Source organism: Prevotella sp. CAG:592 (genome assembly GCF_000436015.1).
GTDB lineage: Bacteria > Bacteroidota > Bacteroidia > Bacteroidales > Bacteroidaceae > Prevotella > Prevotella pectinovora.
In genome coordinates this window covers 23,870-41,411 of the sequence record NZ_FR892581.1, presented here as the reverse complement: position 1 = coordinate 41,411, position 17,542 = coordinate 23,870, and the positions used below count along the sequence as shown (strand labels likewise).

The 17,542-nt window shown below is 48.5% G+C and carries 15 protein-coding genes; 5 read left to right on the top strand and 10 right to left on the bottom strand.

Translation table 11 applies throughout. From position 1 onward, the window contains the following. Positions 1-89: 89 nt before the first annotated feature. Both QVO99_RS06335 and QVO99_RS06330 read right to left on the bottom strand, forming a co-directional pair. Positions 90-1,229 carry an AraC family transcriptional regulator gene (locus QVO99_RS06335; RefSeq protein WP_022316766.1) on the bottom strand — a complete coding sequence of 380 codons (1,140 nt, stop codon included), beginning with the start codon at positions 1,227-1,229 and terminating at the stop codon, positions 90-92. A gap of 1,115 nt (positions 1,230-2,344) precedes the next feature. Beyond that, entirely contained in the window at positions 2,345-2,584 is a 240-nt protein-coding gene (locus tag QVO99_RS06330) for a helicase associated domain-containing protein (protein WP_022316764.1), read from the bottom strand. A 237-nt stretch (positions 2,585-2,821) separates the two neighbouring features. Here QVO99_RS06330 and QVO99_RS06325 point away from each other — a divergent pair, with 237 nt between their 5' ends. Continuing rightward, positions 2,822-3,787, top strand: coding sequence for a hypothetical protein (locus tag QVO99_RS06325; RefSeq protein WP_022316763.1), 966 nt, complete (start codon positions 2,822-2,824; stop codon positions 3,785-3,787). Between the two features lie 308 nt (positions 3,788-4,095). Here QVO99_RS06325 and trxB read toward each other — a convergent pair whose 3' ends face one another. From trxB to QVO99_RS06285, 8 genes are all read right to left on the bottom strand, one after another. After that, positions 4,096-5,028, bottom strand: coding sequence for a thioredoxin-disulfide reductase (gene trxB / locus QVO99_RS06320; RefSeq protein WP_022316762.1), 933 nt, complete (start codon positions 5,026-5,028; stop codon positions 4,096-4,098). A gap of 34 nt (positions 5,029-5,062) precedes the next feature. Then, positions 5,063-5,611 carry a glutathione peroxidase gene (locus QVO99_RS06315; RefSeq protein WP_022316761.1) on the bottom strand — a complete coding sequence of 183 codons (549 nt, stop codon included), beginning with the start codon at positions 5,609-5,611 and terminating at the stop codon, positions 5,063-5,065. Positions 5,612-5,910: 299 nt separating this feature from the next. After that, positions 5,911-6,876 (bottom strand): DNA/RNA non-specific endonuclease, encoded by a 966-nt coding sequence (locus QVO99_RS06310; protein ID WP_288177004.1) that lies wholly within the window; start codon positions 6,874-6,876, stop codon positions 5,911-5,913. Positions 6,877-7,109: 233 nt separating this feature from the next. Beyond that, positions 7,110-7,361, bottom strand: a complete 252-nt coding sequence (locus tag QVO99_RS06305; protein WP_022316759.1) for a type B 50S ribosomal protein L31 — start codon at positions 7,359-7,361, stop codon at positions 7,110-7,112. A gap of 278 nt (positions 7,362-7,639) precedes the next feature. Further along, the gene (locus QVO99_RS06300; RefSeq protein ID WP_022316758.1) at positions 7,640-8,209 is read right to left on the bottom strand and encodes a four helix bundle suffix domain-containing protein; all 570 of its coding nucleotides are present in this window, start codon (positions 8,207-8,209) and stop codon (positions 7,640-7,642) included. A gap of 86 nt (positions 8,210-8,295) precedes the next feature. Further along, complete coding sequence (locus tag QVO99_RS06295) at positions 8,296-9,708, bottom strand: nucleic acid-binding protein (protein WP_022316757.1); 1,413 nt, start codon at positions 9,706-9,708, stop codon at positions 8,296-8,298. Positions 9,709-9,759: 51 nt separating this feature from the next. Beyond that, entirely contained in the window at positions 9,760-10,665 is a 906-nt protein-coding gene (locus tag QVO99_RS06290) for a DUF5689 domain-containing protein (protein WP_022316756.1), read from the bottom strand. 15 nt (positions 10,666-10,680) lie between these two features. Then, positions 10,681-13,263 carry a TonB-dependent receptor gene (locus QVO99_RS06285; protein WP_022316755.1) on the bottom strand — a complete coding sequence of 861 codons (2,583 nt, stop codon included), beginning with the start codon at positions 13,261-13,263 and terminating at the stop codon, positions 10,681-10,683. Between the two features lie 211 nt (positions 13,264-13,474). On the opposite strand from QVO99_RS06285, the gene QVO99_RS06280 reads away from it, so the two are divergent. The 4 genes from QVO99_RS06280 to QVO99_RS06265 all read left to right on the top strand — a co-directional run bounded on the left by QVO99_RS06280 (position 13,475) and on the right by QVO99_RS06265 (position 17,533). Beyond that, positions 13,475-14,533 carry an endonuclease/exonuclease/phosphatase family protein gene (locus QVO99_RS06280; protein ID WP_022316754.1) on the top strand — a complete coding sequence of 353 codons (1,059 nt, stop codon included), beginning with the start codon at positions 13,475-13,477 and terminating at the stop codon, positions 14,531-14,533. A 194-nt stretch (positions 14,534-14,727) separates the two neighbouring features. Next, entirely contained in the window at positions 14,728-15,297 is a 570-nt protein-coding gene (locus QVO99_RS06275; protein ID WP_044079523.1) for a uracil-DNA glycosylase family protein, read from the top strand. Between the two features lie 17 nt (positions 15,298-15,314). Then, positions 15,315-15,926, top strand: coding sequence for a uridine kinase (gene udk / locus QVO99_RS06270; RefSeq protein WP_022316752.1), 612 nt, complete (start codon positions 15,315-15,317; stop codon positions 15,924-15,926). 20 nt (positions 15,927-15,946) lie between these two features. Beyond that, a complete protein-coding gene (locus tag QVO99_RS06265; protein ID WP_022316751.1) occupies positions 15,947-17,533 on the top strand; it encodes a capsule assembly Wzi family protein in 1,587 nt (528 codons plus the stop codon). Positions 17,534-17,542 lie beyond the last annotated feature (9 nt).

The following is a 17,542-nucleotide window of genomic DNA, read 5'->3' as shown; positions in this document are numbered from 1 at the left end:
GATTCGTGTGCGTAAATGTCCAATTCATATAAAAAAGGTGTCCACTTCCTGCGAAGTAGACACCTTACAGAGGGTTTCTCAGTAGTTTTTTATGAGTTTTTGGCTCTCCATTCAACAGGAGTGCATCCCTCCTTTTCCTTAAAAATCCTATAAAGATATGACCTTGAAGAGAAACCGCATTCGGCAGAAATGATGTCGTTGTTGTAGTCGGGAAACTCCTTCATCATCTTTTTGGCAGCATTGAAACGTATCTCGCTGAGCCATATACGGAACGTCGTGTTCTGGCATTGGCTGAAGAATTGGCTCAGTTCGTTTTTGTTGATGTCCAGCGAATGTGACAATGTAAGCATATTGACCGAACTGTCCTTATAGCCCATGTCTGCACACCACTTGTCGAGCGCCGCCTGGATGAAGGCGCTGCGTTCGGCTGAGAGGCGCTGCGCGGACTGCTCACAGTCAGCCGCCGACTGCGAGGCGCAGTTCTCTGCCGTCGTCTGTTCGTCGTCGTCGGTTTCGCCGTTGCCTCTTTCCCTATCCAGCAGCTCCTCGGTAGGTACGTAACAGTTGCCGAACGCCACAAAGTTCACGATGAAGAAAAGCAGTACGAGGAGACCGACCGGACCTATTATGTACAACGACTTGGTGGAGAGGATGGCGAACGGCATGGATATGGCTATGAGGGAAAGCATCGCGATGCTCGCGTGGGCATATCTTATAAAAGGCAGCATATCCGTGGCTGTCATCGTCTCAAGGAGTTTCTTCCGCTTGTTCATCTCTATTATTATCATGTATATGCAGTAGACAATATTGCCAAAAAAGAGAGCAAGCATCACGTAAAGCCATGCGCCAATGTTCAGGGAGCCGCTAAAGCTGTAGCCCACAGCGAAGGCGGCAAGCATGGCGGCGTATACGGCGGCGCAGATAAGGTTCATCTTACGGCGCTTGGTGTGGGTAGCCTCAATGTTGTAGATAGCCATCGAGAAAAGCGTGAAGCAAGGCAGGTAGACCAGCACATTGATGACGGCTCCCACATCTTCGTCCGTGGCGCGGAAGCCGAAGTACATCTGCAGGAAGAAGTGTACCGCCATAAAAAGCAGGACTGCGAATATCATCCAGCGCGACCACTCATACCGCCGGTTTATCCATCTCACGTGAAGTCGCGTGACGGCAATGAAGAATGCGCAGATAAACATGAATATCAGACATGCAAACTGTAACAAATATAACATAACTCTTCTGGTATATATTAATCGTATCTTTCTCTGCGGATGCGCATCCGCTTATGTTAAGATACGCAAAGTTAAGCAAAAAACGGAAAAACATAAAGAATAAAGAAAAGAAGTTGAGCGTTTTTCTTGCGAAAGAACCGCAACAATGCTGTTCCCGTGGCGTGGTAACGTTGTTACCGTTGCGCGGTAACGATGTTACAGCACCGCGGTAATGACGTTACACCACTGCGGTAATGATGTTACACCACCTGCAAATCAGCACTGCTCTTAGCGCTAAGCATAGGAGGAGGGTGTGTGTCTACACACTCTCCTTTTGTTTTTATATACATAGCAGAATATTTTCAACAAAAGTTACTATCGCTATTGATAAACGATTGATAATCAGACAACTACAAATGATAATCAGACAATATTCAACAGCCAATGGTATCTGTCCCTCCCCTTCGGGGGAGGCTAGGTGGGGCTAAAGTCGGTAAGCAGAGTAACTAGTTCCTTCTTAATCTGTTCCTTCCCTTTGGGAAGGTTAGGATGGGTTTGAGACCAGGTGGGGGCTGATGTTGGCAGGAAAATCATCCACCTTGGGTTTATCCAGGTTCTTGTCTAAATCTGCGGGCCAAAAACAACGAAAAGCGGTTGAACAACGACATGGAAGTCGCCATTCAACCGCTCCGGTTACACCCTCTCATACGAGCGGGTATACAAATAAACTGATTCTCTCTAATACTTTCTAAAATTCAAATACTTCAGAAAATTTACTTGTAGAGCTTCATGCCGATGTTCATTCCAACACTTGCCAATACTGCAAAAGCTACTACACATGCTGTTACTAACATAAATGTCAACATAATCAATTTCCTTTCTCTTTTTAGTTATCGTTAAACAATCTTCTTACCTGCTGCTCTTATTGCAGCTTTTATCTATATCTTTATCTTTTCAGTTGCAAAGTTAATGCCTTTTGTGTTCGCACACAACAAACGGAGGGGATATAGTCGTTTCATACGCTTTTTATTGATATCGGTCAAAGAAGGCATATATTAATAGTTAGATAATTGACATAAAACAAGCGGAAATATATACAAATATATGACAAACGCATGACATTATGTACATAATATTTACAAAAACAATGCCTTTTTGTCAGATTTTATTATCCTGCTGTCAGACAAATCCTGCAGCATCCGTAGCTTCTCTTCTGAGAGTTTGTCCAGCTTGGCCAGTTTCTTGTTGTATTTCCACCAGTTGAGCAGTCCCCGGTTCTCCACCTTCTTCTTGTCGGGCAGCTGATGATGCTGCTCCACATAGTCCTTTAGCTGCTGATACTTGGCCAGCCATTTGGTTTCATTCACTGTTGCCATACACCTTATATTATATATTCCGCAAGTTTTCAACTTGATCTGCTAGTTGACAAGCAGGCAAGATACAAGTAAACAAGGAGACCGCAAAAGTACAACAATAAACTAACACTTCAAAAAAGAGAAAACACTTATAGGGATTTTCCCTCCCACTTTAGGGAAAAACCCTTTGGCAGCACCGGGAATTGTTGTTTCTTTGCACCAGAGAAAAGAACATTACGAACATAAAACACAATGATCATGAAAAGGTTTATATTATCAATGGCATTGCTTCTCACCGTGGCACTATCCACAATGGCGATGAGCTACGAGCAGGCAAGGGACAGAGCACTCTTCCTGACCGACAAGATGGCTTACGAGCTGAACCTGAACGATGAGCAGTATGAGGCAGCATACGAGGTGAACCTCGACTATCTGATGAGCATAAGCACCTATGATGACCTCTACGGCACATACTGGACGAGAAGAAACATGGATCTCAGCTATATCCTCTTCGACTGGCAGTATAACGCCTTCTGCTCAGCGGCATATTTCTACCGCCCGCTGGTATGGACCGACGGCGTGTGGCGATTCAGCATCTATGCACGCTACCCGAACCGCACATATTTCTATTTCGGCAGACCGGCATTCTATGCCACATACTACGGCGGACACAGCTGGCACAGAAACGGCGGACGCAGCTGGTATCACGGACGCACCTTCGGACCTCGCCCAGGAGAGAGCCGCTTTGGAATGAGAGACAGATATGACCGTGGCGATTTCCGCGGACAAAGAGGCCATGACCGCAGACATGACAACGGACGCTATGACCGAAACAACAGACGCAACGACAACAACAGCGGACGCTACGACCGAAACAACAGACGCGACGACAACAACAGCGGACGCTATGACCGCGGCAACAACAGACGCGACAACAACAGCGGCTACAGAGGCACTACACCGAGGAGAGGCACCGGCAACGGCACAACGAATCTGAGCAGCTCTCGCACGACAGTGAGCCAAGAGATAGGCAGATCATCAAGGGGCAACAGCTTCAACAACAGCCCTACGAGGATATATCGTCCGGCAGGCGGTTCTTCCCGCCCAGCCAACACCTTCACACCGAGCCGCAGCAGTTCGTCGAACAACAGGTCTGTCGGCAGCGGCAACAGTTCATCAAGAGGCGGCGGACGTTCCGGTGGCGGTGGAAGATTCGGAAGATAAAAGGTTAAAAGAAAGAAGACTTATATCATATATACAACACAAGACTGACTGGAAAGAAGGATTAAACATACTATATTAAAGAAACGATAGGTAAAAGGATTTTGAAGAATAAAAGACATCAGGATATATTAAGGTAATGCAGACCTAAGAAAGGAGTGAGGAATCTGATTCTTCGCTCCTTCTGCTTTATTCTTATAATCCCAGACAGAAGGACATAAAAATAGGAGGAAAAATATTTCATCTTCCTCCTACCCTATTGCGAGCCCACCATTACGGGCTGCATATTCACGAAACTCTCAAAGAGAGAATTACTTGTTCAAGAGATATCTCTCTGCCTCAAGCGCAGCCTTGCAACCGCTTGCTGCAGCCGTGATAGCCTGACGGTATACTGGGTCGGCAACGTCGCCGGCAACGAACACTCCAGGAATCTTGGTGCGTGGTGTGCCGTCGATGGTCTTGATATAACCCACCTCGTCGGTCTCGAGCCACTCCTTGAATACGTCAGAGTTTGGCTTATGGCCGATAGCGAGGAAGAATCCGTCGATCTGGATGTCAACCTTCTCCTCGTCTGCCTCGCCGCGACGCTTCACGAGATGTGCGCCTTCTACACCGTTCTCACCGTAGAGTCCGATGGTGTTGTGCTCAAAGAGCACCTCGATGTTCTCAGCGTTCATCACTCTCTCCTGCATCACCTTAGAGGCTCTGAGGAATGGCTTGCGCACGATGAGATATACCTTCTTTGCCAGACCGGCAAGATAGAGGGCATCCTCACAGGCTGTGTCGCCACCGCCCACAACAGCAACGGTCTTCTTGCGATAGAAGAATCCGTCGCATGTGGCACATGCTGACACTCCCATACCGTTGTATTTCTTCTCGTCGTCAAGTCCGAGATACTTTGCAGACGCTCCTGTGGCGATGATCACGGTGTCCGCCTCAATCTCAACGCCCTCTTCGGTTGTCAGCTTGTAGGGAGCCTTGCTGAAGTCCACCTTAGTGATGATGCCGTCGCGGATGTCAGCGCCGAAGCGTTCTGCCTGCTCGCGGATGTCGTTCATCATCTGTCCGCCAAGCACTCCTTGAGGATAACCGGGGAAGTTCTCCACCATAGTGGTCTGTGTGAGCTGGCCACCGGTGAGCAGACCGCAATATTCAACTGGCTTCAAGTTTGCTCTTGAAGCATAAATAGCAGCAGTGTATCCTGCAGGACCACTACCGATAATCAAGCATTTTACGTGTTCCATATTATAATTTAGTATTTAAAGTCGTTATTCTGTTTTACAACAGTTCTTCTATCTTCTTCTCGACGTTCTCCATATTCTCTGTCGGTTCGAAGCGCTCTACCACCATTCCGTATTTGTTTACGAGGAATTTGGTGAAGTTCCACTTGATGTCTGCCTTTGACTTGTAGTCGGGATCGGCCTGTGAGAGCATCTCGTCGAGAACCTTTGTCAACGGATGACTTTCGTCCCATCCGGCGAAGCCCTTCTGCGAAGTGAGGAATTTATATAGAGGATCGGCATCAGGACCGTTCACCTTCACCTTCTTGAAGCGTGGGAACTCCGTGCCGAAGTTCAATTTGCAGAACTCATGGATAGACTCATCGGTTCCTGGTGCCTGCTGTCCGAACTGGTTGCAGGGGAAGTCGAGGATTTCAAAACCCTGGCTGTGATATTTCTCGTAGAGCTTCTCCAGCTCTTCATACTGTGGAGTGAATCCGCATTTAGTGGCTGTGTTGACAATCAGTAATACCTCGTTGGCATACTCCTTGAGAGCTACCATCTTTCCTTTTCTGTCCTTAACCGAAAAGTCAAATACTGTATTCATTTCTATTCTTGTTTTTTGTTTTAAAATATATTTCCGATTTAATAACCTGTTCTCTTGCAGAATGACGCTTCTTGCCACGGAACCATCTGCGCCAAGGATATACCCTGCGCATTACAGGTTGAGGAATCCATACCCCTACAGGCTGACAATCCTCTTACCACAGATTGATAATCCACGATTACAGAATTATAATATCTCCATTGCAGAGGCTTCAGAAGAAGCATTCTCGCCAATCTATTTGCAAAAATAGGCATTTCTGATGAAAAGGCACCAAATAAATGCGGAATATTTGCGATTTTTTATAAACCGAAGTCCATTGTCGCAGCCACTTTCTCTACCTGCGCCTCTGTCTTGTCCGGCAGATTGCAGAAGAAGTCTATCTTGTTGCCAAGTTTGTTCTGCAGTTCGGAGATGGAAACGACATATCCCTTCAGCGCATCGTCGCCATGATATACGTTGGTGTGCTCAAACCAGAAAGCGAGGCCGGAATACACGTTGAGTTTGGCACGCTTCCACACCACGGCTGCATAGAAATACTTCGGAACTATCATCTTGCCGCCGATACGCTGCAGGATATGGTTCTCGCTGTCTATCGTACCGCCCTTGCAGACGAAGAGGGAGTCAGCGGAGGAGAACTTTGTTCCTGACACGAAGTTATACAGGAACTGCTCCATGTTTATCCACAGACCCTTGTACTTATAGTTCTTGTCGCTTCCGTTGAACACCTTGTACTGCGGCTGCATATTGGTAAGATAGAACGTCTGCTTGTTTATGGCAAGGCTGTACAGACGGTCGTTCGACGGACAGAGATGTCCATGGTCGAATCCTGATCCGTATATCAAATCCTGTCCGTTGCTCTTAGTGTGATAATCGTCAGTTGTCAGGTTTACAACGTCGAAAGGATACTGCATCTCGCCTTCGGCGGCATACCATCGCTGCACATTCTTCTTTATGTTCTGCTTGGTCATCACATAGCATGTCCAGCGGTTTGACTTCAGAGTGCGGTCCCACTCCACACAGTAGTTCACTCCGTCTTTGTCGAACGCCTTGTCGCTCACCCTATAGGCTATGAACTGGCTGTTGCCTCCCTGCAGATGCGGCACTTCGGTTCTTGTCGCGGCAGCATCGGTATAGTCGGTGTTTCTGTTTACGTTGGGTTCTTTTGCCGGTGAAGAACCGCCACCATCATTGTCGCTGCCGCATGCCGTGAAGAAAAGGGCAACTGCCGCAGCATACATAGCACGAATAAGAAATCTGTTCTTCATAATGAATTTCATAATGATTTGAATTGTCTTAGTTTGCTTTTCCTCTGGCTGACTGTCGGCAGCAAGAGGATTATTCCCCAAAATGGGTTTAACCCATCTCATAAAACAGCGTAACGCCCGTTTCGGGGGCAAGACAGATTGGGATACAAACAAAAAGTGCGTTCATGCGCATATGCAACTACGCTTGAACACACTTTAATATCTTCCTGAATAATTATATATCTTAGTATATATTATTTGCGGGCTTTTCCATAGCGGCTCATGAACTTGTCCACACGACCTGCGGAGTCAACGAGCTTGCTCTTACCAGTATAGAACGGGTGAGATGTGCTTGAAATTTCGACCTTTACCACTGGGTAAGTCTCTCCTTCAAATTCTACTGTATCGTTAGTCTTGCATGTAGAACGTGTAAGGAACATATCGCCGTTGGACATATCCTTGAATACGACGGGGCGATAGTTTTCTGGATGGATACCTTTTTTCATTTTAATCTAAAATTGTTTGTTTATTTGTTTATTATTTTCGATGCTTTTCAGCATTTGGCTGCAAAGGTAAGGCTTTTTTGTGGAATGGACAAGAAATTTTGGAAAAATGTTGAACCAGCAGGCTAAATGAGGGGGCTACGCCTTTTTTAAGACAAATAGGACGTTTTAGGACTTATAAGACAGATAGGACTTATAGGACAAATAGGACAAATACAGCCTTGCTATTAATCCTATAAGTCCTATCTGTCCTATCTGTCCCATAAAGATTTCTCACTTTCTCACTTCTTCCATCCATTCTGTTGCCGATAAGCAATTCTGCCCCTCGTCATTTCCTCCCTGATTCCACCGTTTTTCAGGAAATCCGCCTTTTGCCTCTCTATCAACAGTCTGAGGAGAGTGTCTGCTTGATGAATCAGTATTATTGCAATATTTGCGATGGTTTCAGCCGAACGGCTCGGAATCTGTTTCATATAAAATTCCGTATCGTTATGTCTTTTACAAATATCCCTCGTCTTTACAGTTCTTACATCTGATATTCCCCACTGTACCAGTCCGTTTTGCCTGAGATAGTCCTCATAATCCAGCAATAGTTCTTGCAGACTTGCTTTCGCCACATTGGTCAGTTTCAGCTCCGTTTCTCGTGAGGTGGTTGCCGCCGCACTGCCCTCGGCAATATTCTGTCTGCCGCTGCGCGCAGCCTGTATCATCTGGTCTACGGTACGGTCAGTCCTGTCCAAGAATTTGTGTGCGAAATAATATGTGATGTCATATATGCAAGTTGCCTTCTGAAATGCTATCAAATCACGATAGCCTCCTTTCTGCGGAATAAACTCCTTGTCGTTTTCCATTTTATGTATTGTTAGATTTAGGAGTGCTTAGAAAAATCCCATCATCTGGAGGGATGATGGGATTCTGAATATATAAGGTCAATGTTTTATTTAATGATAACGGTAGAGCCCATTGTCAAAGTGTAATCGTCAATCAACACATCTCCGCCTGGCTTTTTGGCATTCATTACAAGAAGGCTGTAAGTACCTTCAGTTTCGATTGTGAATGTATATGTGACTTTCACCCATTTCGTGGCTGTTATGTCGTTTACATAGTCACCATATTTATAATCGCTTCCGGTTGGGTTTGCTCCATCTTTCACCGGAACATATCCAGGACGAACAGAGGCACCTGTAGATGTAGCAGCTTTTGCATAGAACGTAACAGTATATTCACCTGGCTTCAGAGTTATCTCCTTGTAACCAAGGCGCTTGTTGGCAGAACTTGATCCACCAACCTTTACAGAATACTTTCCGCTGTGAGCATCTGTACTCTGGCTGAGTGTTGCATTTCCTGCAGAAGAAGCAGTCTTCCAGTTATTTGGCAAACCGTTTGTCCAGTTCTCAAAGTCGCCATTCGAAGCGCTTGCATCACCGGTAGTGCCGCCTTCAGAACCGCTGCCGCCGTTGCTCTTGAGCGAAACGAGATAAGCCTTGCCCTGAACGGTCTCTGGGGTGTTGCCCATATAGTTGACAACCTTGCCGCATACTACCACTTCGTCACCAACATTGAGAGTTGCGCCTGAGGTGTATTTCTCATTGTTCAGATAAAGAGCACGGAACACATAGAACTGATTGTCTGCCTTGCCATCGTCGGAGATGTAGAATGTGGCATTGCCAAACTGGGTGCCATACTGCTCCTTGACTGAAACCACCTTTCCCTTGATATATACGTCCTTGTCTGACTCCACGCCGGCAGCGAGAGACGATGCATACTGGTTTGCAGCCACGCTGTTGAATGGGTTTGCCTTTGTACCGTCGCCGGTTGGCTGACCTGCTGCCGGCTGGTCTGAACCGCCGCCACCGTTGCCATTGATTGAAACGATATAGTTTCCGGTAGTGAATTCCTTTGTTCCGTTGTAGTTCACAAGCTTACCGCATATCACTACCTCATCGCCTGGCTTGAGAGCGTCCTCGCCAGAGAACTTGGTTCGGTTTGGCCCTGCATATCCGTTGAAAACGAGGAACTGGTTTGTTGCTGTACCGTCGTCGGAGATGTAGTATTTGAGACTGCCGTAGCTCGGGTCGAAACTGCCAGACTGTACTGACACTACCTTACCCTTTACATAGACGTCCTTGTCCTCGGCACCACCATTGTCAATATACTTGATGGCAGCAGCCACGTTGTACGGATCTGCCTGTGTACCGGTACCTGCCGGCTCCATTTCCGGACTTGAAGGTTCATCAGGTGTTACGTCCGGCATTTCATACGGTGCAGGAACGTCTTCACAGCTTGTCAGCGATGCGAATGAGAATGTCAGGGCAGCCATCGCCATTACTGAATATAATATCTTTTTCATTGTATTTCTTTTTTATAGTTTTGTTACTTTTTATTGAATTCTCAGCCTTGCTTATTTCACCTCCTCGATGTCGCTGTCTGAACGAAGGAGAATCTGCCAGGTGTAGCCATATTTTGAAGGATTTGTGGCATATACGGTGAAGATACCGGTGAGGTTCACCTTTCCCGTAGGCATCGCCTTGGCAGCGAAGTCGGCGTATGTGCTGCTGCGCACTACCATCAGACTCTGTGCCTTGCCGTTGATTTTCACCGTGCGGCTCACTCCGTTTCCGGCGTCCTTGTCAGCCTCCGGTGCCCATGCCAGTTTGCCGTCAGCGCCATCCATCTCCACGTTTTCCAGTGTCATCAGCTTTCCACGATGAGATTTCACGTATGCCACGTCTTTCAGCTTTGACACATCGAATTTCTCAGGCACCACCTTTGAAGCGTCTGCCGCACCGAGAATCTTGAAGTGCTCGTTCCACACGTTGATGTTCATACGGCTTGGGAATGTCCTGCCGCTGGTATTCGTATATGGCACACCAATCTGCACGTTGTTGCCATAGATGCCGATATAGAGTCCCTTGAGGTTTACGAGAATTTCCTGTCCTACAGGCAGGAATCCGAAGAGTCCGCCCTTCTGTATGCAGATGAGGAGTCCCTCTCCGCTCTCGTCCTGCACGGCAATCTGGTTATAGATGTTTCCCTGAATGTCGTTTCCGGTCACACGCACCTTCAACTGCCAGTCTTCCGTGATGCGCACGGTGTCGTTTGCCTGTGATGAGGGGATGAGGTCTACTGTCTTTGCCTTCAGTTCTTTTATGGATATCATCTTGGCATCGTCCTCCACGATGTCGTTGTTGCCATATGGAGCCACCTCGCCGGTCGGGTCGTTCCAGTCGTCGTCCATGCAAGAAGTGGCAAGTCCGCCGAGGAGCATTGCCGCAACGAGGAATTTTATATATTTCGTCTTTTTCATTGTCATGAGAGTTTTTTAGAATTTATACGCGATATTGAGGAGTCCGTTGGTGCCATAGGCATAGAACTTCATTGGATTCTTAGAGAACTTGTATGCACGTGTCGTTGCCGTTCCGTCGGCCTTCGGTGTGCTGTAGTCGCTTCTGCTCTGTTCGTATCCTCCGGTCACGATGTTGGTATTGTTCAGAATGTTCGTCACGGTGAGGTTGATTGAGAGCGATCCGCGCTTCAGGTATATGCTTCTTCCGATAGAACCGTCTATCATGAATCCGCCGTGTCCCTTAGCCTGTGAGAGTTTGCTGCGCACCGGCTGGTTGTTGAGGATGTCGCCACGCACCTTGCATGCTGACTCATATCTGTAGTTAGGAGAGTATGAGAGATAGATGCGGTCGTAGTAGTTGGCATTGAGGTCGATGAACCATCCGCCGCTGTGATAGCTGAGTCCGAGGCTTGCTGCCGTGAGCGGTGTGCCGTTGTCGCGCATACCTTTATTATATATATGGTCTTCAACGAGTCCGTCTGCCACATCACCATATACCATGGCATTCTGCGAGCGCATATACTCGAGATTGGCGTCGTTGAGAATCTTGGCGTCGCTTATCTGTCCGACAAGTTTCACGTCGAAGGCGCTTGTAACACGGAATTTCAATCCTGCCTCAACGCCATAGTATGCCTTCTTCATGTTTGTGAGCGACACGTATGTGAATGAGTTCACGTCGTCCATATAGAAGTTCTGCCAGTCGCTCACGTTGGTGAGGTAGCTGTAGTATGCGTTGATGTTGGCGTGCAGCCAAGAGGTCTGGAACTGGTATCCGATTTCTGAACTGAACACGCGCTCGTTCTTGAGGTTGCGCACGAAGTCGTTGTTTATCTCCGGTGATATGAAGGCCGCCTTTGCCTGCGGAGCACGGTGCTCATATCCGAGTCCGAGGGTAAAGGTGTTGCCACGGCCCAGATTAACGTTGGCTCCGAATTTCATTCCGCCGTCAATGAACTGTGCCGTGTGGCTCTTGCCGTAAGAGTTGTCCTTGGCGAGACCGTTGCGCATCTTTCCGTCGCGCTGCATGGATGTATATCCCAGTTTACCGGCGATTACATAGTGCAGGTTGCCGAAATTCTCCGAGTAGCTCGTCCACAGTTTGCCGTTGTTCACGAGCAGGTTGTAGTTGTAACCGAACTTGTCGTCTTTTCCCACGAGGCCGTTGCGGTTGTTGAGGTCATACTGCACCTCGTCGGCATCTGGCGAATAGGTGCCGATGGCATAGGTGTTCACGTTGTGGAATGTCGTTGCTCCGAGCATATCCTCCATCGTCTGGTAGTGCATGCCCTTGTTGGTAGCTCCCACAATGCCGATGTTCCATGCCTTGTCTTTGTCTATCTGCTTGTTGAAAGTTGAAGCCAATGCGATTGTCAGCGCATCATTGTGCTTTGCCTGCAGATAATACATGGCATCCTGTCCCTGTGCCGAAGCCTGTTTGTTGGCATAATACAGCTGGTCCCAGTTTATCTGGCGGTTTGCCTTAGGTCCGCTCCAGAAATCGTATGCCGACTGCCAGTTGGCGAGCGCATCGCTGTTCCGGTATGAGGTATTGGTGTCGTCCCATACATCGAAATAGCTGCTCGGCATATTCTTCCAGTAGTTTGGATGAGGGTTGTCGGCGTTGTTGTAGTTCAGCTTCGTGCTCTTATACATGCTGTACTTGCCCATGAGCGAAGTCGTCAGCTTGTCGTTGTCGGAGATTTTCCAGTCCCATGTGAGCAGAGCTGTCGGCGCAAAGTCGTTGACTACTCGTGAGTTGCGCTTTTTGCCGTTCTGGTATCCCCAGTATGGGTTGTAGTATCTGTCGTTTGCCATCCAGTACATCTCGTCAGTACCGGCTCCCTGAGAGGCGCGCTCCGTAGGGTTGCCCCATGTGGTGAGCGAGAGGGAGTGGCTTCCGTCGCCGAACACCTTCTGCACTCCGAGGAAGTAAGAGAGGGAGTTATAGAACGTTCCCTCCACGTATCCTTCGTTCGCCCAACGGTATGTGAGGTTTCCTGAGAATGCCCAACCACGGTTGCTGAGTCCGGTATTGAAGGTGTACATGCCTCGCAACGTATAACTGCGGTTGGCCCCGGAGAGCGTTATCCTGTGGCCTGCCGGCATGCTTGCCGGACGGAAGTTATAGTTGTTTGAACCTGCCATCCCCGTCATGGCAAAATTGTTGGTTTCAAACGGAAGGGCGAACTCCTGGTTCTTTGTCTGCTGGTTGAGTCCGCCAACGAGGGAATAGCGGAACTGCCCCGTCTCCATGTCGTTCATCGGCAGTCCGTTGATATAAACATCGTTATACTTCTGGTCGAACGCACGATAACGGAAACGCACCGGCGAGAAGAGGAATCCAACCTCACTCGCATACATGTTGGAGTTGGAATTGACGATGGTAACGTTCTGCGACATATCATCGTCTTCTCCGAGCTGTGCCTCCGTAAACGTGAAAGCCGACTCGCTGAGAGCGGCGCCACGCTGTCCTATGGAGTCAGTACCTACAGTCTGGGCCTGGGCCATAGAAGCGGAGCACAATGCCATCACGGCTAATTTCAGATTCTTCTGCTTCATAAATAAGTGTTATGTTTGTATGCCACAAAGTTAACGCTTTTTTGACTAAGCGACAAACATTACAAGATAAAAACACGGGATGTTACAAACATTTAATATTGCAATGCCAAAATAATGGAAAATAATTCATACCTTTGTCTTTGATTACAAAGACGTGGATAATTGTCAGACAGGCAGTATAGAAAAACAAAATATTTAAAACAATATGAAAATGAAAAGAATCAGTTTCTTGCTGATATTAGCGCTGTGCATGGTGTCTATCGGCGCAATGTCGCAAAATGAGAAAAAGTATTTGTGCTACGGAGTGGGATTCTACAACCAGGAGAATCTCTTCGATACTTGCCACGACGAAGGCAAAAGAGACTACGACTTCCTTCCTACGGGGTCTTACCGTTGGAACGGGCTGAAATATTCTCACAAGCTGAAGAACATGGCGAGGGCTCTTGCCGACATGGGCACCGACGTGCTGCCTAAGAACGTGGGATGCGCCGTGATTGGACTGAGCGAGGTGGAGAACAGCAAGGCGCTCGACGACCTCACGGCACAGGAACCGCTGAAGGCACGTGGCTATAAATACGTACATATAGAGGGTCCGGACCGCCGTGGCATCGACTGTGCGCTGCTCTACAATCCGCAGCTCTTCAAGGTTTGGAACACGAAGCTCGTGCCATACGTGCAGGAACTGGAGAAGGACAGTGCGTTTCTGACCCGCGGATTCCTGACCGTGAGCGGAGAGATGGCCGGCGAGCATGTGGCATTCGTGGTGTGTCACTGGCCGAGCCGGGCGGCTAAACCTTTCTATCGTGAATCGGGCGGCCGCCAGGTGAGAGCGCTGAAGGACTCGCTGCTCAGAGAAGACCCGAAGGTGAAGGTATTCGTGATGGGCGACATGAACGACGACCCCACAAACGCCAGCATGACGGAGGCTCTGGGATGCAAACCAGACATCGACGAGGTGGGCAAAGGCGAGATGTATAACCCATGGTACAACATACTGGTGAAAGAGGGATTGGGAACACTGACCTATGGCGGTTCGTGGAATCTCTTCGACCAGATTGTAATGACTCCTAACCTGCTGAACAAAAAGGGAGCAAAGGATTTCTCTACACTGAAATTCTTCAAGAACCAGATTTTCCGCCGCGACTACCTGTTCCAGACCGAAGGGAAATACAAGGGTGCTCCAAAGCGTACTCATGCCGGTGGCGTATGGCTCGACGGATACAGCGACCACCTGCCGGTAGTCGTGTATCTGGTGAAAGAGCAGAAATAGGGATATGGAATAGATCTTAATTTGAGGGAACCAAGGCAAAATGGGTAATACCGAGGTTCAAGACTATATCACAGTAAGTCTTTATGAAATCAAACGAAGAAACTGAAAGCAAAACAAGCCTGTCCACTACCATGGGGAAGAACGGAGGGACTGGCGGATTGGCGGGTGCCGACACCGGGGCATCATCCGCCAACATTCCTGTAGAATGCCATCCACTCGAGCCTTTCCTGCCCAAGAATGCCTGGCTGCTGATGCTTGGAAGTTTTCCGCCATCACAACAGCGATGGAGCATGGATTTCTTCTATCCTAACTTCATAAACGACATGTGGAGAATCTTTGGGCTACTGTTTTTCGACGACAAAGACCATTTCGTGGACACGGAGAGGAAGAGGTTCAGAAAAGAGCAGATAGTGGAATTCCTCACCAAAGAGGGCGTGGCGCTATACGACACGGCGTGTGCCGTGAGACGCACGAAGAACACGGCTTCTGACAAGGATCTGGAGATTGTGACACCAACTGATCTCGACTCGCTTCTGGAAAGACTCCCCCACTGCACCACGGTGGTGACGACAGGAGAGAAGGCCACTACGGTATTCGCCACGCATTTCGGCTGCCCCGTCCCTAAAGTTGGCACATCGGTGGAGTTTCTGAACAACGGCAAGAGGATGACTCTCTTCCGCATGCCAAGCAGTTCGAGAGCCTACCCCATGAAACTGGAGAAGAAAGCGGAACAATACCGCAAGGTCCTGATAAGAAAAAAGTAAACATCAAAACAGAATATATGACAATAATCGGCATAGCTGGTGGTACGGGCTCTGGCAAGACCACCGTGGTAAAGAAAATCGTGGAAGCTCTGCCTCCACACTATGTTGCGGTGGTACCGCTTGACTCATATTACAACGATACGACGGAGATGACGGAGGAGGAACGACATGCCATAAACTTCGACCATCCCGACGCCTTCGACTGGAAACTGCTCATCAAGCAGGTGAACGAACTGCGCAAGGGAAACGCCATCGAACAGCCCACATACTCGTATATCAAATGCAACCGTCTGCCTGAGACCATCCATGTGGAACCAAAGCCTGTGATAATCATCGAGGGCATCATGACGCTGCTGAACAAGAAGCTGAGAGACATGATGGACCTGAAGATATTCGTTGACGCCGACTCCGACGAGCGACTGATACGCAACATACAAAGGGACATCGTGGAGCGTGGACGCGACGTGAAGATGGTGGTAGACCGTTATCTCGAAGTGCTTAAACCTATGCACGAACAGTTCATTGAACCCACAAAGAGGTATGCCGACGTAATCATCCCTCAGGGCGGAGAGAACGTGAAGGGTATCGACATGGTGTGCAAATTCATCGAAAGACTGATGCAACAATAGACACAAACATCAAAACATTTATGAATCAGAAGAAGGTATTTCTACTTGCCTTGATTTCCGCAGCGACACTAAACGCTACGGCTCAAGACAACGACACTTACGACGAACAAGCCACCACGCTACAGAAGAAAGGGGAATTTGAATATTCGGCTGAGGCCCAGGGAAGCTTCTCACACGGCAAGACCCCACTATGGCTGAACGCCAACAAATACGGATTGTCGTCGCTCGACGAGAATAACGGCTACATCAGAGGATCGCTGCAGAGAAACATCGGCAACGACATGGAAAAGAAATGGGGATACGGATTCGGCATTGACGCCGCCGTGCCATTCAACTATACGAGCAACGTGGTATTGCAACAGGCATACGTGGAGGGACGATGGCTGCATGGCACTCTCTCCATAGGAGCAAAGGAAAGGCCGATGAACCTGAAGGACAACAGGCTCAGCAGCGGTTCGCAGACTTTGGGCATAAACGCCCGACCCGTACCACAGGTGAGGTTGGCGCTCGAAGACTACTGGAAGGTGCCGTTCACTGGCGGATGGGTGCAGCTGAAAGGTCATGTGGCTTACGGAATAATGACCGACGACTCATGGCAGCACGAATTCACCAGCAAGCGGAGCAGATATGCCGACAACGTGTTATATCACTCCAAGGCAGGATTCATCAGAATAGGAAACGACCCGTATATGCACCCTCTCTCGCTGGAACTGGGACTGGAGATGGCATCGCAGTTCGGCGGAAAATCGTATCTGCCTAACGGTGACGGAACGGTGTCGGTGATAAACGGTAACACGAGTCTGAAAGGTTATTGGAACGCTTTCGTGCCGGGAGGCAAAGACATCACCGATGGCGAAAACTACAAGAATGCTGAAGGCAACCAGCTGGGCAGCTGGATGATGCGACTGAACTTGGAGAAAGACCTTTGGAAAGCGGGACTCTACGTAGACAAATTCTTTGAAGACCACTCGGCGATGTTCCAACTCGACTACGATGGTTACGGAAGCGGTGAGGAATGGCAGGTGAAGAAGAAGAGACGCTACGTGCTCTACGACTTCAAAGACTGGATGATAGGTTTCGACCTCAACATGAAATACGGTACATGGCTGAGAAACATCGTGGTGGAATATATCTACACAAAATATCAAAGCGGACCTATATACCACGACCATACGACGACTATTCCCGACCATATCGGCGGCACCGACAATTACTACAACCACAACATCTATCCTGGATGGCAGCACTGGGGACAGGTGATGGGAAACCCTCTCTTCCGCTCGCCAATCTACAACCAGAACGGAAGTATCTCTGTGCAGGACAACCGTTTCATGGCTTTCCATCTGGGATTCGACGGCCGTCCCAGCGACAACACACGATACCGTGTGCTTGCCACTTATCAGGAGGGATTGGGGACCTATGGCAGTCCTTACAACGACTTACGCCACAATATCAGTTTCCTCGTTGAGGGTGAATACAAATTCACAAGGTCTCTGCTTCGCAACTGGAGCGTGAAAGGCGGTTATGCCATGGACTTCGGTGGAATACTGGGCAACAACTACGGTTTCCAGCTGACCATCGCCAAGAGGGGCAGTTTCAGCCTGTAGACACTGTCA

What these genes read in the sequence shown, in the direction of transcription:
- QVO99_RS06330 (WP_022316764.1), bottom strand. Translation starts at nt 2,584, where the DNA reads ATGGCAACAGTGAATGAAACCAAATGGCTGGCCAAGTATCAGCAGCTA.
- QVO99_RS06300 (WP_022316758.1), bottom strand. Translation starts at nt 8,209, where the DNA reads ATGGAAAACGACAAGGAGTTTATTCCGCAGAAAGGAGGCTATCGTGAT.
- QVO99_RS06310 (WP_288177004.1), bottom strand. Translation starts at nt 6,876, where the DNA reads ATGAAGAACAGATTTCTTATTCGTGCTATGTATGCTGCGGCAGTTGCC.
- QVO99_RS06280 (WP_022316754.1), top strand. Translation starts at nt 13,475, where the DNA reads ATGAAAAGAATCAGTTTCTTGCTGATATTAGCGCTGTGCATGGTGTCT.
- udk (WP_022316752.1), top strand. Translation starts at nt 15,315, where the DNA reads ATGACAATAATCGGCATAGCTGGTGGTACGGGCTCTGGCAAGACCACC.
- QVO99_RS06265 (WP_022316751.1), top strand. Translation starts at nt 15,947, where the DNA reads ATGAATCAGAAGAAGGTATTTCTACTTGCCTTGATTTCCGCAGCGACA.
- trxB (WP_022316762.1), bottom strand. Translation starts at nt 5,028, where the DNA reads ATGGAACACGTAAAATGCTTGATTATCGGTAGTGGTCCTGCAGGATAC.
- QVO99_RS06295 (WP_022316757.1), bottom strand. Translation starts at nt 9,708, where the DNA reads ATGAAAAAGATATTATATTCAGTAATGGCGATGGCTGCCCTGACATTC.
- QVO99_RS06290 (WP_022316756.1), bottom strand. Translation starts at nt 10,665, where the DNA reads ATGAAAAAGACGAAATATATAAAATTCCTCGTTGCGGCAATGCTCCTC.
- QVO99_RS06285 (WP_022316755.1), bottom strand. Translation starts at nt 13,263, where the DNA reads ATGAAGCAGAAGAATCTGAAATTAGCCGTGATGGCATTGTGCTCCGCT.
- QVO99_RS06335 (WP_022316766.1), bottom strand. Translation starts at nt 1,229, where the DNA reads ATGTTATATTTGTTACAGTTTGCATGTCTGATATTCATGTTTATCTGC.
- QVO99_RS06305 (WP_022316759.1), bottom strand. Translation starts at nt 7,361, where the DNA reads ATGAAAAAAGGTATCCATCCAGAAAACTATCGCCCCGTCGTATTCAAG.
- QVO99_RS06315 (WP_022316761.1), bottom strand. Translation starts at nt 5,611, where the DNA reads ATGAATACAGTATTTGACTTTTCGGTTAAGGACAGAAAAGGAAAGATG.
- QVO99_RS06325 (WP_022316763.1), top strand. Translation starts at nt 2,822, where the DNA reads ATGAAAAGGTTTATATTATCAATGGCATTGCTTCTCACCGTGGCACTA.